The sequence below is a fragment of the Aquimarina aquimarini genome (genome assembly GCF_900299535.1).
In the GTDB taxonomy this organism is placed as follows: domain Bacteria; phylum Bacteroidota; class Bacteroidia; order Flavobacteriales; family Flavobacteriaceae; genus Aquimarina; species Aquimarina aquimarini.
The window spans coordinates 112,647-127,472 of record NZ_OMKE01000012.1; the positions used below are offsets into that span (position 1 = coordinate 112,647).

The 14,826-nt window shown below is 34.0% G+C and carries 11 protein-coding genes; 5 read left to right on the forward strand and 6 right to left on the reverse strand.

The annotated features are described in order from the left end of the window. The first annotated feature begins 84 nt into the window (after nt 1-84). Nucleotides 85-729, forward strand: a complete 645-nt coding sequence (locus DG508_RS07535) for an MIP/aquaporin family protein (protein WP_108867558.1) — start codon at nt 85-87, stop codon at nt 727-729. 108 nt (nt 730-837) lie between these two features. On the opposite strand, the gene DG508_RS07540 is transcribed toward DG508_RS07535, so the two are convergent. Together DG508_RS07540 and DG508_RS07545 are read right to left on the reverse strand one after the other, a co-directional pair. Then, nucleotides 838-2,064: a lipocalin-like domain-containing protein gene (locus tag DG508_RS07540; RefSeq protein WP_108867559.1), complete on the reverse strand. Its 1,227-nt coding sequence runs from the start codon at nt 2,062-2,064 to the stop codon at nt 838-840. Between the two features lie 154 nt (nt 2,065-2,218). Beyond that, complete coding sequence (locus DG508_RS07545; RefSeq protein WP_108867560.1) at nt 2,219-3,985, reverse strand: 1-deoxy-D-xylulose-5-phosphate synthase; 1,767 nt, start codon at nt 3,983-3,985, stop codon at nt 2,219-2,221. 310 nt (nt 3,986-4,295) lie between these two features. On the opposite strand from DG508_RS07545, the gene DG508_RS07550 reads away from it, so the two are divergent. Genes DG508_RS07550 through DG508_RS07560 form a run of 3 tightly spaced genes read left to right on the forward strand, consistent with a single transcriptional unit; the run spans nt 4,296 to nt 7,360 of the window. Beyond that, the gene (locus DG508_RS07550; protein WP_108867561.1) at nt 4,296-4,745 is read left to right on the forward strand and encodes a nucleoside deaminase; all 450 of its coding nucleotides are present in this window, start codon (nt 4,296-4,298) and stop codon (nt 4,743-4,745) included. Nucleotides 4,746-4,765: 20 nt separating this feature from the next. Then, nucleotides 4,766-6,685: a DUF294 nucleotidyltransferase-like domain-containing protein gene (locus DG508_RS07555; protein WP_108867562.1), complete on the forward strand. Its 1,920-nt coding sequence runs from the start codon at nt 4,766-4,768 to the stop codon at nt 6,683-6,685. After that, entirely contained in the window at nt 6,686-7,360 is a 675-nt protein-coding gene (locus DG508_RS07560) for a 3'-5' exonuclease (RefSeq protein ID WP_108867563.1), read from the forward strand. Nucleotides 7,361-7,423: 63 nt separating this feature from the next. Here DG508_RS07560 and DG508_RS07565 read toward each other — a convergent pair whose 3' ends face one another. The 4 genes from DG508_RS07565 to aspS all read right to left on the reverse strand — a co-directional run bounded on the left by DG508_RS07565 (nt 7,424) and on the right by aspS (nt 11,633). Further along, entirely contained in the window at nt 7,424-7,618 is a 195-nt protein-coding gene (locus DG508_RS07565) for a cold-shock protein (RefSeq protein ID WP_108867564.1), read from the reverse strand. An 86-nt stretch (nt 7,619-7,704) separates the two neighbouring features. Then, on the reverse strand, nt 7,705-7,962 hold the full coding sequence (locus DG508_RS07570; protein WP_108867565.1) for a hypothetical protein: 258 nt from the start codon (nt 7,960-7,962) through the stop codon (nt 7,705-7,707). A gap of 75 nt (nt 7,963-8,037) precedes the next feature. Next, nucleotides 8,038-9,825, reverse strand: a complete 1,788-nt coding sequence (locus DG508_RS07575; protein WP_108867566.1) for a chloride channel protein — start codon at nt 9,823-9,825, stop codon at nt 8,038-8,040. A 59-nt stretch (nt 9,826-9,884) separates the two neighbouring features. Next, on the reverse strand, nt 9,885-11,633 hold the full coding sequence (gene aspS, locus DG508_RS07580) for an aspartate--tRNA ligase (RefSeq protein WP_108867567.1): 1,749 nt from the start codon (nt 11,631-11,633) through the stop codon (nt 9,885-9,887). A gap of 250 nt (nt 11,634-11,883) precedes the next feature. On the opposite strand from aspS, the gene DG508_RS21370 reads away from it, so the two are divergent. Further along, the gene (locus DG508_RS21370; RefSeq protein ID WP_304512058.1) at nt 11,884-14,619 is read left to right on the forward strand and encodes a TonB-dependent receptor; all 2,736 of its coding nucleotides are present in this window, start codon (nt 11,884-11,886) and stop codon (nt 14,617-14,619) included. Nucleotides 14,620-14,826 lie beyond the last annotated feature (207 nt).

A 14,826-nucleotide genomic window follows, 5' to 3' on the forward strand; every position in this document is an offset into this window, starting at 1 on the left:
TATGAGTTTAAGTACTCATTTGTAATTTATTAGTAAGGGTAGCTTTTTGGTTACCCTTTTTTTAATCTCAAAAATTATTTATAAATGAAAAAATATATAGCTGAATGTATTGGAGTGTTTGGATTGGTGTTTTGTGGAACAGGTGCTGTAATTGTAAATGAGCAAAGTCAAGGAATGCTTGGGTTATTAGGGGTTTCAATTACTTTTGGAGTTATAGTCATGGGGATGATTTATGTGTTTGGTAAGATATCGGGAGCGCATATTAACCCAGCTGTAACAATAGCTTTGCTTGTAGGAAGGTTAATGCCAAAAAAACAAGCTGTAGGGTATATTGTAGCACAGTTATTAGGGGCTTTTTTGGCAAGCGGATTGTTACTGCTGATATTTCCTGAAAGTATAACTTTGGGAGAAACCTTGCCAGTAGGTGGTGTTGCGTCTAGTTTTGTATTGGAGTTAGTGTTAACGTTTTTTTTAATGCTCATTATTTTAGGAGTTACTTCTCAAAGAGAACAATCATCTTTAGCAGGAATTGTAATTGGAGTAACTGTTACAGGAATAATATTACTTGCAGGACCTATATCAGGTGGTTCTTTTAATCCAGCGAGAAGTATAGCGCCAGCAATTTTATCAGGTAGTATAAGTTTATTGTGGATTTATATAATAGGACCTGTTGTTGGAGCAATAGTAGCTGTTTTAGCATGGGGAATAGTACGGATCAAAATTGATTGAATTATTTAACTGTTTAAACTGTGTATACATTATTTTTTTTAAAAAAAATATCAAAAAAAAGCTACCTGACTTTAGGTAGCTTTTGTGTGATTTACAAAACAAAAAACGTTATTTTGTGTACATCCATATTTCAGTTAATGAAGTGCCATCTCCATTGTCGTGTTCAAATTTAAGCCTTAGAGTAGTTTCGCTAAGCTCAAGAATCGTATTGGTAAATGTTGTGCCATTTAGAACTTGGTTGAATGTTTTCCCATTTAGAGACCAGCTTCCAGAATCCAATGCATCAGGAGAACATGATCCTACAGTTCCCCCGTATGTTTGATCTTCGTATATACCATTAGACTTTATGTCTAATGTACTTAATAGTTCGCAATCATTATATGGGAGGTCATTAATATGTACAACATTCCATTTTCCTGTAATTAAGTCTTGATCGCTCTCTAGTCTTTTGTAGGTATATGTGTCAGTAATTCCAGTGTCTTCAAATTCTAGGGTAAGAGTAGTTTCATTAAGCTCAAGTACTGTAACGGTATAGGTTCCCATATCATCTGTAAAAGTGATTTCATTGTTTTCTATAACCCATTTTTCTAAGACATTTTCTATATCACTACATGTAGAACTTACTACTTCTCCACTTTGGTTAACTACGGTAGAAAGATAATGATATATATATTCTACATCTCCATTTTCTTTAAACTCTATAGTGTCCATTAGTTCACATTCAGTAATATTAGTACTTCCCTCTTCAAATTGAGAAACTAATTGCCATTTTCCTACTATAGAAGCTTCAGAAGGAGTTATGATTTCTTCAGAATTTCTTATAGCTCCAGAATAGTTGCCTTCAAAAGTTCCTTCTGTAAAAACAAGAGAGTAAGTGATGGTATAAGTGTTATTTTCTTTTTCAATGGTGATAGTTCCAGAAGTTATGTTTTCAAAATATCCAGAAGAAAGATCGGCTTCTCCATTAGTTATTTTTAAATCTATCCCTGATTCTGCATCAAAAAAGTTTTTAGAAGCATCATAATTTTGATCTGTATCAGATAGAAATGTATATGTGCCAGGAATTATTTCTCCATTAGCAGACTGAAACAAAATTCCGACAAAATTTACAGAACCATTATATCCATCTATTAAGAAATCATCACTAGTAAATGTTAATTGGTAATGATTGTCAAAAAGGGTTTTAGTGACAAAAGAAGTAGCGTGTTTTTCATTATTAAATAAAAAGCCATTTGTGATTGTATTACCTTCTTCTGGTGTTTGATTGTCATCACTAGAACAAGAGGTAAGTAATAATAAGGCGCTTGCTATAAACAAGCATATTTTTTTAATCATAACAAAGGGGTAATTAAGGATTAATTTTCTGCGAATTAATAAATAAGAGATTGAAAAAACAAATGGTGTAACAATAAATTTGTTCTGATTATTTAAATTTAACAATAAAAAACGTTTTGTTTATCAGTTGATTATGGTAAGAAGGTATGCGGGATTATAGAAGTGATTGGATCGTTTTTTCTATTTTTTTGGCAGAAATACCACAAATATCATGTAACTCATTGACAGTACCGTGATGAATAAATTGATCAGGGACACCTAAAGTGATAATATTGGAGTTACTATCAGATTGATTGGCATAATCCACGATCGAGCTCCCAAAACCACCTTTTATAATACCGTCCTCAACAGTGATAATAGTGGTGTATTTATTGAGTATTTGTTTTACTAATGTAGTATCTATAGGTTTTATAAAACAAAAATGATAATGACTTATCTTTTCTTCTATAGCTGCAATAGCTTGAGTAACATTATGTGCAATAGTTCCTGTAGAAATGATAGCAATCTTTAGGCCATTAGAGATTTGATATGCTTTGCCTATTTCTAGTTTTTGCATTGGGATTTTCCAGTTGGTGATATGTCCTCGTCCTCTAGGGTATCTGATAGCTATAGGATTGTTTACCCCTAGAGAAACAGTATGTAATAGATGTCTTAATTCGATTTCATCTTTTGGGGCAGCAATAATCATATTGGGAATACAATTGAGGTAGGCAATGTCAAAAACGCCATGATGTGTAGCACCATCTTCTCCTACTAAACCAGCGCGATCAATACAAAAAATGACGGCTAGATTTTGTAGAGCAACATCATGAATTACTTGATCATAAGCACGTTGTAAAAAAGTAGAATAAATAGTGCAGAAAGGAATTAGTCCTTGGCTAGCCATTCCAGCAGCCAATGTAACCGCATGCTGCTCGGCAATACCTACATCAAAAGCCCTGTCTGGCATTTCCTCCATCATATATTTTAGAGAACTCCCTGTAGGCATTGCTGGAGTAATACCTACAATTTTAGGGTTTTTTCTGGCTAGTTCTAGGATGGTATGCCCAAAAACATCCTGAAACTTTGGGGGTAGCCCTGTATTATCTTTAGAAATTAAATCCCCTGTAGAAGCGTCAAATTTACCAGGAGCATGATAAGTAACCTGATTTTCTTCGGCTTGCTTAAGCCCTTTTCCTTTGGTAGTAATGACATGCAAAAGTTTGGGACCATCAATAGATTTTAGTTCCTCAAAAGTTTTGAGTAACATAGGCAGATCATGACCATCGATAGGGCCAAAATAGTTAAACTGTAATGCTTCAATGATATTATATGCTTTGGGTTTGAATCCAACTTTTGCCTTGGTAAGATATTCTTTTAGTGCGCCAACACTAGGGTCGATACCTATTGCATTGTCATTAAGAACAACAAGGATATTTGTGTCGGTTACTCCTGCATGATTAAGTCCTTCAAAAGCCATTCCGCTTGCTATAGAGGCATCACCAATTACAGCAATATGTTGTGTTGTTTTTTTACCCTTTAATCTAGAAGCAATTGCCATACCTAAAATTGCTGAAATAGAAGTAGAAGAATGTCCTACTCCAAAAGTGTCATAGTCACTTTCACTACGTTTAGGAAAACCACTGATACCATTTAATTGACGATTGGTATGAAAAATGTCTTTTCTTCCAGTAAGTATTTTATGAGGATAGGCTTGATGCCCTACATCCCATACAAGAAGATCATTGGGAGTGTTGAATACATAATGAAGTGCTATTGTGAGTTCTATGACCCCCAAACTAGCACCCAAATGTCCTTCTTTGGTAGCTACAATGTTGATTACAAAATCCCGTAACTCCTGAGCTAGTTTTGGTAGTTGATCGGGAGAAAGCTTTCTGAGATCAGAGGGGTAATTAATATGTTGTAATAATTCGCTTGACATTCAAAATGTAATTCTCATATACAAAACTACGACATTAAACCCGCTTTATGTAATATAACTTGTTTTGAAGGTTTGGAAATGCAATAAATACAGGTGTTTTATTCATTTTGTAAAATCAGAGACTGTTTTGTGTAAGAATTATAGTGTTCCTCTTTTTCTGGTAGAATCATTGTGTTTAAGTCGTCATTACTAGGCTTAGGAATGGTTGTTTTTGAAATTTATAGATAAAAACAAATTTTTAGTTTTTATTACGAATCAAGTTTCTTGTCAATTTGTTTAAGTTTGTGTATAACCTTCTTAATTAAGAAATATGTTAGAGCCATTGGATGATTCTTATTTTATGAAAAAAGCCTTGCAGGAAGCTGAATTGGCATTCGAAAAAAATGAAGTGCCTGTGGGTGCAGTGATTGTGATAGAGGATAGAATTATAGCAAGAGCTCATAATCTTACAGAGCTGTTAAACGATGTTACTGCACATGCAGAAATGCAGGCTATCACAGCAGCTGCAAATTTTTTAGGAGGTAAATATCTAAAAGATTGCACATTATATGTAACTCTAGAGCCATGCCAGATGTGTGCAGGAGCATTGTATTGGAGCCAAATCAAAAAAGTGGTTTATGGAGCGGTAGATGAACAAAGAGGTTGTATTGCAATGGGCACAAAACTGCATCCAAAAACAAAAATGATAGGAGGGGTACTTGAAGAAGAGTGTGGAGCATTGCTTACTCGTTTTTTTGCTGAAAAGCGTAACCTTAATTAGAGTAGAAAATCTCTTGTGATATGAAGAATACAATTGCAGAGCGTGTACAGGATTTCTTAAAACAATTCCCCCCTTTTGATAGTATCAAAAAAGAAGAACTATTACAGATTTCTAATCAGATTAGAATTCTGTATGTAGAAAAGGGAGGATATGTTTTTCAGCAGGACGAAGCATGTCATGAGGAATTCTATATTGTAAGAGAAGGAGCAATTGGGTTGTATAGGGATGCCGATGTAGATGAGAAGCTGATAGATATATGTGATGTAGGAGATCTATTTGGTTTACGTATCATGATTATCAGAAAAAATTATAGGATGACAGCCAAAGCAGATGAAGAATCTATTGTTTATGCGATTTCTGCTGAGGTTTTTGAGCCTTTTATTGATGAGAATAAGGAGGTGAATAAATTTTTGTTGGGTACGTTTGCGGCGCATGCCAGAAATGATTACACAGAAACAGCAAAGGGTCAACAGATAGATAACACGATCTCTGTAGAAGCAGCCACAGATCTTTCTGCTCTGCGTAGTGTCTCGTATCGTAAAAAACCTGTTACCTGTGTGGCAGAGAAATCTATACGAGATATCGCTCAAAAGATGACCGATAAAAAAGTAAACTGTATTGTTGCGGTAAATGAAGATAAATATCCAGTTGGTATCATTACAGATAGAGATTTAAGGGCGAAGGTAATTACTGGGTTATTTCCTGTGACATCTCAAGTACATCAAATAATGGAATCTCCTGTAATTACATATTCAAAAAAAATAACAGTAGCAGAGGCGCAGATAGCATTGATTAAGCATGATATTAGTCATCTGTGTATTACAAAAGATGGTACGCCAAATTCAAAATTGATAGGTATTGTTTCTGATCATGATCTTTTGGTTTCGTTAGGAAATAACCCTTCGGTATTAATAAAAGAGGTAAAGCGTATCAAAAAACCACAGAAGCTTAGGTATATTAGAAAACAAGTAGAAAAATTATTGAAATCGTATTTGGAACAAAATATCCCGACGATTCATATAGTAAATATGATTTCTGAAATTAATGATGCTATTGTTGTTAGGGTAATAGAACTGTCTTTAAAACAAATGGAATCTCCTCCTCCTGTTCGATTTTGTTTTATGGTATTGGGAAGTCAAGGAAGAAGAGAACAGTTGCTTTTGACAGATCAAGATAATGCAATTGTTTTTGAAGATGTAGAAGAGATGGAGTACAAAGAAGTCCAAGATTATTTTCTAGAGTTAGCAAATTATATTACAAAAGGGTTGCATACTGTTGGATTTGAATATTGCCCCGCAGAAATGATGGCTAGTAATCCTAGGTGGTGCTTGTCATTATCAAAATGGGAATTGCAGTTTAAAGAGTGGATGACCGTGCCAACAGAAGAAGGAACCTTATTGTCATCTATATTTTTTGATTTTCAACATGTGTATGGAGATATTACTATGACAGATCGATTGTCTGAGATCGTGTTCGAAGGTGTGAATAAGAGTAATAGGTTTTTGGAGTTATTAGGAGTTAGTGCGTTGAAAAAACCATCTCCTTTAGGGTTTTTTAAGCAGTTTTTGGTGGAGCAAAATGGGGAGCATAAAGATACTTTTGATATTAAGACAAGAGCAATGATGGTATTGATTGATGCAGCTAGAATTTTAACCCTTTATCATAATATAAAAGGAGTAAATAGTACGCTACATCGCTATATAAAACTTGCCGAAATAGAACCACAAAATAGAAAGCTTTTTGAGAGCTGTGCCAAAGCATTTAGAGTTTTGATAAAGTTTAGGACCAAACAAGGGCTGTTGCATCATGATTCAGGTAGGTTTATACAACTAAATACGTTGAGTAAAAATGATAAATTAAAACTCAAAAGATGTTTTAAGCCTATTAGGGATATACAAGAGGTATTACGAGTTAGGTTTCAGCTTAAGAATTTGATGTAGATGTGGTTTTGGACAAAAAATAATAAGAAGAATTATCCCGATTTCTGGAAAGAATATATAGATCTTTTTGGTAAAAAAAAGAAAAAGCTATCACTGGAAGCTATTAGGTTTGTTGCGTTCGATACAGAAACCACAGGATTTGATTATGAAGAAGATCGTATTTTATCTATTGGAGCTATTGCCATAAAAAATAGTAATATCATAGTCTCAGATCAATTAGAGATATATTTGCATCAAGAAGTTTTTAATAAAGATACAGTAAAGATTCACGGGATTAGAAAAAATACAGATTTTAATAAAATTACAGAAAGAGAAGCATTAGAGTTCTTTATAAATTATATTGGCAATGCGATTCTTGTTGCTCATCATGCAGAGTTTGATAGAAAAATGATAAATAAAGCATTACAAAGACATGGGTTGGGGGTGTTAAAAAATAAAATAGTAGATACAGGTGTTTTATTTAAAAAAACAAAACATAGAGTGTATCTTTATGATAAGCAGAATGTGCATTATACGCTAGATGAATTATGTAATGATCTAAAGATATCAAAAAGTGACAGGCATACTGCGTCTGGGGATGCATTTATTACAGCAATGGCTTTTGTAAAAATTATAATAAAGCTTAGTAAAGATAAAAAGATTAAAATAAGCAGATTATTTGGGGGGATTTTTTGATTGGGGTAAAATAAAAAAACACTACAATAGTAGTGCTTTAGAAACTAGGGGAGTACCTCGCTTTTAGCCAATTATACTTACATTAGCAGCTATAATTCCTTTTCTACCTTCTTCTTCCTGATATTCCACTTTGTCACCTTCATTAAGAACCTCTCCATCAATTGCAGAAGCGTGAACAAAAATGTCTCTTCCTGTTTCGTCGTTAGTAATAAATCCGTAACCTTTTGATTCATTAAAAAATTTTACTGTTCCTTCCATTGTAATTAAAATAATATATATGTGAATACTAAAGGTAGTTTTTAATTCTTAATAAATCAATATCCAAATGTGAATATTTTTTTAACCTAGAACTCTTTTTTCTCTTGATTCTTCTCGTAATCTTTCATTTTTTTTAGATTCTCCTCGGTAAGCATATAGTCTTTTACATTTTTGTTTTTCCATCTATGGTAGATAAAAATAGGCATCAAAATAAAAGAGGTAGTTAGGATACCAATTCCAACTAATTTATCTCCTGTAGGATGATCTCCTGAGTTTTTAAAATAATACCCAACACAGATCAGGACAATTACTAGAATAAAAAGGACTCTGATAATATATTTCATTTTAAAACAATATTTGGTGTTTGTAGTATCGAGTGATCGATAGATGATTATCTCATTTTTTATGAAGACAATGTTTTATCGTGTAAAGGTAATTAACTTTCTGCGATACGAAGTGAGTAGTTTTGATTTTGAAATAAAACCATGGTATTTTCCATTTTTGAGAACAGGAAGGTTCCATGCACCAGTATCTTGAAATTTTTTCATTACCGTTTTTGCATTATCCTTTTCATATATAATAGTAACAGGAGCTTTTGTCATTAAGCTATCCACCTTTAGTTTATGATATAAAGTGATGTCAAACATAATATCTCTAATACTATCTAGAGATACGATGCCAATAAGTTGGTCAGAATCATCAGTGACAGGGAATAGGTTTCGGTTTGATTTTGAAACAGCTTCACTTAATAATTGTTTTAGTGTGTAACAAGATTTTACGGGGATAAAATTAGTTTCTATACACTCTTCAAGGTTCATGAGGGTTAATACTGTCTGGTCTTTGTCATGAGTTAATAAATGCCCTTGTTCAGCCAGTTCTCTGGTATATATATTGTGCTCTATTCTGTTTTTAGAGATTATAAATGATATAGAAGTGGTGATCATTAAAGGAACAAATAACTCATAACTAGAAGTGATTTCTGCAATAAGAAATATAGAAGTAAGCGGGGCGTGTAATACACCTGCAATTAGCCCTGCCATACCAAGTAATGTAAAATTAGCCTCAGAAACTTCAAACCCTAGTCCAAGGTTATTGATAACCTTAGAGACTACGTTGCCCAATGCACTACCCATTACCATTGTTGGGATAAATATACCTCCTGATCCTCCTGCAGCAAATGTAGCGGTCATGGCAACAGCTTTAAAAATAGTAATCCCTGTTAATAATGCAATAACAACCCAAATATTACTGCTGACTGCATCAAACGGGGTTTTTCCAATGGCGGTAAGATGATTACCGTGTAATAGATTGTTTATAAAACCAAGACCTTCTCCGTAGAGAGGAGGGATGAAGTATAACATAATCCCAATAGCAGTACCACCAATTAATAATCTATGGATTTTTTTAGAAAACCGATTAAAGAAATGTAAGATGCCAAAATACATTTTGGTAAAATATATAGATGCAAATGCAGTGCCTATACCTAGTATGATATAAAAAGGAGTATCGTAAATGTCAAATTTTTCTAAAACATCAAATCTAAATAATACTTCATCTCCCAAAAAGAAATACGAAGTGATTATTGAAGATACAGAGGCAAAAAGCAAAGGTAATAAAGAAGTTAAAGTAAGATCAAGACTAAATACCTCGACTGCAAATACCAGACCAGCTAAAGGGGATTTGAATACCGCAGATATAGCACCTGCAGAAGCGCACCCGATTAGTAATACTCTAGTTTTTCTGTTAACATGAAATAATGTGCTAAAACTAGAACTTAATGCAGACCCAGAGCTAATTGCAGGTCCTAAAAGACCAACTGACCCTCCAAATCCAACGGTGATGGGTGCTAGAATAAGGGGAAGATATCCATGAATAGGCTTTATAACTCCATTTTTTTTTGAAAGAGAGTATAAAATCAAAGGAATGGCTGATTTTATATCTTTCTTAAATATGTGTTTGGTAAGAATATAGACAATAAGCAAACCGATTATTGGTATGATAAAATAAAAAGAAGTTTGCCATGAGATGATATCACTCTCTAGAATGACTTGAATAAAATGAGTGATATTTTTTAATAATAAAGAAACAAGTCCAGCGGTGAACCCAACAAGAATACTGAGCATAAGAATAAATGTCTTGTTAGAGATATGGCGATACCTCCACTTGAGAATCCTATACAGAAGTGTCCTTTTCTTTTGAAGAGACATAGGTGCTGAACTTAGATACTTAAAAATAGTAAAAATCCCGCTTATAGCGGGATCTTATCTTATAAATCAAGTTGAATGTTTAGTTCTTTGAGTTGCTCTTTATCAATATTTGATGGCGCGTCTATCATAACATCTCTACCACTGTTATTTTTAGGAAAAGCAATAAAATCTCGAATTGTTTCTTGTCCGCCAAGAATAGAAACCAGTCTATCAAAACCAAAAGCAAGACCCCCGTGTGGTGGAGCTCCATATTGAAAAGCATCCATCAAAAAGCCAAATTGTTCTTTTGCTTCTTCAGGAGAGAAACCTAAGTGATCAAACATGAGAGCTTGCGTCTCTTTATCATGAATACGAATAGAGCCTCCGCCTATCTCATTTCCATTTAATACCAAATCATAAGCATTAGCACGTACATCTCCTGGGTTGGTATCTAGAAGAGCAATGTCTTCTGGTTTAGGAGAGGTAAAAGGATGGTGCATCGCATGGTAGCGTTTAGTATCTTCATCCCACTCAAGTAAAGGGAAATCTATAACCCATAGAGGTGCAAACTCCTCAGGGTTTCTTAATCCTAATCGTTCTGCAAGTTCCATACGTAAAGCACTTAATTGTGCTCGTACTTTATGTGTTTGTCCAGAAAGTATACATATCAAATCTCCAGCTTTAGCGCCAGTTTTTTCAGCCCATTTAGCTAAATCATCTTGGTCATAGAATTTGTCTACAGAAGACTTGTAAGTGCCATCCTCATTACATTTTACATATACCATACCTAGAGCGCCAACCTGTGGGCGTTTTACCCAATCAATAAGTTTGTCGATCTCTTTTCTGGTATAAGAAGCACCACCAGAAACGGCAATACCTACAACCAATTCGGCGCTATTAAAAACACCAAATTCTTTATGTTGAGCAATCTCATTGAGTTCGCCAAATTTCATCCCAAATCGAATATCAGGCTTGTCATTACCATAGGTTTGCATAGCCTCTTGATAAGTCATTCTAGGGAAATCTTCAATAGTAATTCCTTTTATTTCAGAGATAAGGTGACGAGTAAGTCCTTCAAATATGGTTAAGATATCTTCTTGTTCCACAAACGCCATTTCGCAATCTATCTGTGTAAACTCTGGTTGTCTGTCTGCTCTTAAGTCTTCATCTCTAAAACATTTTACAATCTGGAAATATTTATCCATACCGCCAACCATGAGTAATTGCTTAAAGGTTTGCGGAGATTGTGGTAATGCATAAAACTGCCCTTCATTCATTCTAGAAGGGACAACGAAGTCTCTGGCTCCTTCTGGAGTGGATTTAATAAGATATGGAGTTTCAACCTCAATAAACTCTTTTGCAGATAAGTAATTTCTTACCAACATTCCTACCTGATGACGAAACATCAAGTTATTTTTTACGGGAGTACGTCTAATATCAAGATACCTATATTTCATCCTAATATCTTCACCACCATCTGTAGTGTCTTCTATAGTAAAAGGTGGTACAATAGCTTCATTAAGTATTGTTAGCTCATCGACTAGGATTTCGATCTCTCCTGTTGGTATATTTTTGTTTTTAGATTCACGTTCTATTACCGTTCCCTTTACCTGAATAACAAATTCTCTACCCAGAGTTTTTGCTTTTTCTACTACAGTTGCCGGAGTACGTTCTTCATCAAAAATTAATTGAGTAATGCCATAGCGATCTCTAAGATCTACCCATATCATAAATCCTTTATCTCTCGTTTTTTGTACCCATCCAGATAGGGTAACTTCTTTTTTGATATCTGTGGAGCGTAGTTCACCACACGAATGACTTCTGTACATATAGTTACGTGTTAAGGGTGCAAAAGTAAGAAGTTTTAAGCATTACTTCATAGTAGATGTATGATAGTTTTTATAGAAAACAATTCCTGATTATAAGGCATTGTTTTTTGTGATGTTTTTATGATGTTTTTGTTGTTTTTATAGGTGTATTCTTAGTTGTTTGCTATTTTTATTACGAACAATTGTTAGGTTTAACAGTATTAATTCAATTTCTTTTAATAGATTTAACAAAACATTTAAACAAGTTATTATGAAAAAACGAACTCTTTTTTGCAAAATGAAGATTTTGCTATTACTAATTTTTATTCCGACAGCAATATTTGCTCAGGAAACCATTACGGGAAAAGTGGTTAATAAATCAACTAGTGAACCCATTCCACTTGTTAATATTTTAGAAAAAGGAACATCCAATGGAGCAACTTCTGATTTTGATGGTAATTTTTCGATTCAAATAAAATCAATTCCTTCTACCCTTGTTTTTTCTGTAGTAGGTTTTAATACCAAAGAATTAGAGGTTACTACAAATGCAGAGCTTACAGTGTATATAGAAGAAGGAGCACTTCTTGATGAAATTGTATTAGTAGGTAACCGTGCAAAACCAAGAACAGTACTAGAATCACCAGTAGCAATAGATAATATTACATCAAAAGAATTGGCAATAAGCGCACAGCCAGAATTAGATAAAATGATTGCTTTTAGAGTTCCTTCGTATAACTCTACTCAACAAACAGTATCTGATGCAACTGCCCATTTCGACCCTTCAGAACTTAGAAATTTAGGGCCTAGTAGAACATTGGTTTTGGTAAATGGTAAACGTAAAAACCAAAGTGCCTTAGTGTATGTTAATGAAACCCCAGGACGAGGAGAAGTTGGAGTAGATATGAAGAGTATACCTGCTGCTGCTATAGAAAGAGTAGAGGTGTTACGAGATGGTGCATCTGCGCAATACGGGTCTGATGCAATTGCAGGGGTAATTAATATTATTCTTAAGGAGAACCCTGATAAAACAACAATAAATATTGGTTCTGGAGTAACTACAGATGGAGATGGATTTACTTATAATGGAAGTGTAAACACAACAATTAATCCAGATTTTGGTGGGTATATTAATTTAACAGCAGATTTTTATCACCAGGATTATACCAATAGAGCACCAGAGCCAGGAAAAGATCTACTTTTTGGTAATGTTTTTCAGCCAGATCCGCAAGATGTGATCGACGGAAAACAGACACAACTAGAATTTGATCAACAATTAGCTTTGGCTAATAGTTTATTGGATGGTTCTCATCCTTGGATTCAAGAAAATCCAGATTTGGGGATGACTCTTGGTCAACCAGAGTATGATCGATTGGGAGTAGCTTTTAATGCAGGATTCCCATATGCAGATGATTCTGCTAAGTTTTATTTGTTTGGAAGTCTTCAAAAAAGAGAAGGAAAAAGTTTTGCATTATACAGAGCGCCATATTGGGTTTCTGATCCTTTTAATTTATTACATGCGTCAGGTACAGAATATCAAGGATTTCAACCAACTTTTGAGACGGATATACGTGATAACACTTTTACAGCGGGAAACAGTTGGGAAATGTTTAATGAATGGAAGTTTGATTTAAGTTATACTTTTGGGAGAAATGCAGTAGATTATGAAGTGAATAATTCTTTAAACCCTGATTTAGGTGCAAATAGCCCTACTAGTTTCAAAGTAGGTGGATATAAATTTAGTAATCATATTGGGAATTTAGACATTTCGAAAACTTTTGGTGATGTTAGTTTGACATTAGGATCAGAAATACGACAAGAACGATTTGTTACTCTAGCAGGAGAATCTGCTTCTTATTTTGAAGGAGGTGCACAATCATTTCCTGGGTTAACACCAGAAAATGCTTTAAATGAAACTAGATCAAATATAGGAGCCTATGCAGGGTTAGATTGGGATGTGAGTGAAGCATTTTTGATTAGTGGAGCAGGGCGTTATGAAGAATATAGTGATTTTGGAGGTAATGTATCTTGGAAAGTAGCTGCTCGTTACTTGCTGGGAGATGATAAAGGAGCAATAAGAGCTTCTGTAAATACTGCTTTTAGAGCACCGTCGTTACATCAAATTTATTTAAGTAATATACAAACATTACAATTAGAAGATGGTAGTATCGGGCAACAAGGTACTTTTAACAATGTTGATCCTGTTATTCTTGATAGAGTTAATGGTTTAGGTGTACCACAATTAGACGCAGAAGAATCTTTTAATATTGCAGGTGGGATTACGTATAAATTTACGCCAAATTTCTCTGTAGCGGTAGATTATTATAATATCAAAGTTGATGATAGAGTATTGTTAACAAATCCATTAGGATTTGATGGTGATAATACGACTGTGAATGCGGTAGAACAGGTGTTAATAGATAATTCTATACAGAATATTACATTTTTTGTAAATGCTGTAGATACCAAAACTCAAGGTGTAGATTTGGTAGCTAATTATAGAGGGATTCAATTAGGGAAAGGTAGCTTAAGTGTCAATGCTGCAATGAATTGGAATGAAACTGATATTGATGGAACAATAACAGTTCCTCAGAAAATATTAGATGCAGGATATACAAATATTTTTAATAGAGAAGAGAAATCTAGAATTACAACTGCAAGACCAAATCTGAAAGGAGTTTTAGGGTTTAGTTATGAAATTAGTAAGTTCAACTTTAACCTAAACAATACTTATTTTGGTGAAGTAACATGGCAACATCCTAATAATCCAGGTTTTGATCAAACTTTTGCAGGTAAGGTTCTTACTGATTTGTCTGTTTCATATAAGTTTGCAGAATGGATCACAGCAAAAGCAACAGCTAATAATTTATTAAATGTTTATCCTGATGAGATTGAAACCTTTGGTGATTTTGGAACAGATCTTGGAGGAAGGTTTAGATATCCTTGGGAGGTAAATCAGTTTGGTTTTACAGGTACAATCCTGCAAGCAGGACTTGATTTTTCTTTTTAAAATATATGAATTGAATATAATATAGTAAAAGAAGAAATTTGATAAATCGGTCAATTATACTGATTTTGGATGAAAGATCTCTTTCTACAAAAAAACGTCACAGAAATGGAGGGCACTGAAAAAGCTTAACTTTTTCAGCAATGACTAGAAAAAGGCGATTAAATAAACATTGATTTTATTTAATCGCTTTTTTCATTTGAAGCCGTG

Bases quoted from the DNA above. Each gene is read 5' to 3' on its own strand.
- DG508_RS07560 (WP_108867563.1), top strand. From the start codon at position 6,686: ATGTGGTTTTGGACAAAAAATAATAAGAAGAATTATCCCGATTTCTGG.
- DG508_RS07565 (WP_108867564.1), bottom strand. From the start codon at position 7,618: ATGGAAGGAACAGTAAAATTTTTTAATGAATCAAAAGGTTACGGATTT.
- DG508_RS21370 (WP_304512058.1), top strand. From the start codon at position 11,884: ATGAAAAAACGAACTCTTTTTTGCAAAATGAAGATTTTGCTATTACTA.
- aspS (WP_108867567.1), bottom strand. From the start codon at position 11,633: ATGTACAGAAGTCATTCGTGTGGTGAACTACGCTCCACAGATATCAAA.
- DG508_RS07535 (WP_108867558.1), top strand. From the start codon at position 85: ATGAAAAAATATATAGCTGAATGTATTGGAGTGTTTGGATTGGTGTTT.
- DG508_RS07545 (WP_108867560.1), bottom strand. From the start codon at position 3,985: ATGTCAAGCGAATTATTACAACATATTAATTACCCCTCTGATCTCAGA.
- DG508_RS07575 (WP_108867566.1), bottom strand. From the start codon at position 9,825: ATGTCTCTTCAAAAGAAAAGGACACTTCTGTATAGGATTCTCAAGTGG.
- DG508_RS07555 (WP_108867562.1), top strand. From the start codon at position 4,766: ATGAAGAATACAATTGCAGAGCGTGTACAGGATTTCTTAAAACAATTC.
- DG508_RS07540 (WP_108867559.1), bottom strand. From the start codon at position 2,064: ATGATTAAAAAAATATGCTTGTTTATAGCAAGCGCCTTATTATTACTT.
- DG508_RS07550 (WP_108867561.1), top strand. From the start codon at position 4,296: ATGTTAGAGCCATTGGATGATTCTTATTTTATGAAAAAAGCCTTGCAG.
- DG508_RS07570 (WP_108867565.1), bottom strand. From the start codon at position 7,962: ATGAAATATATTATCAGAGTCCTTTTTATTCTAGTAATTGTCCTGATC.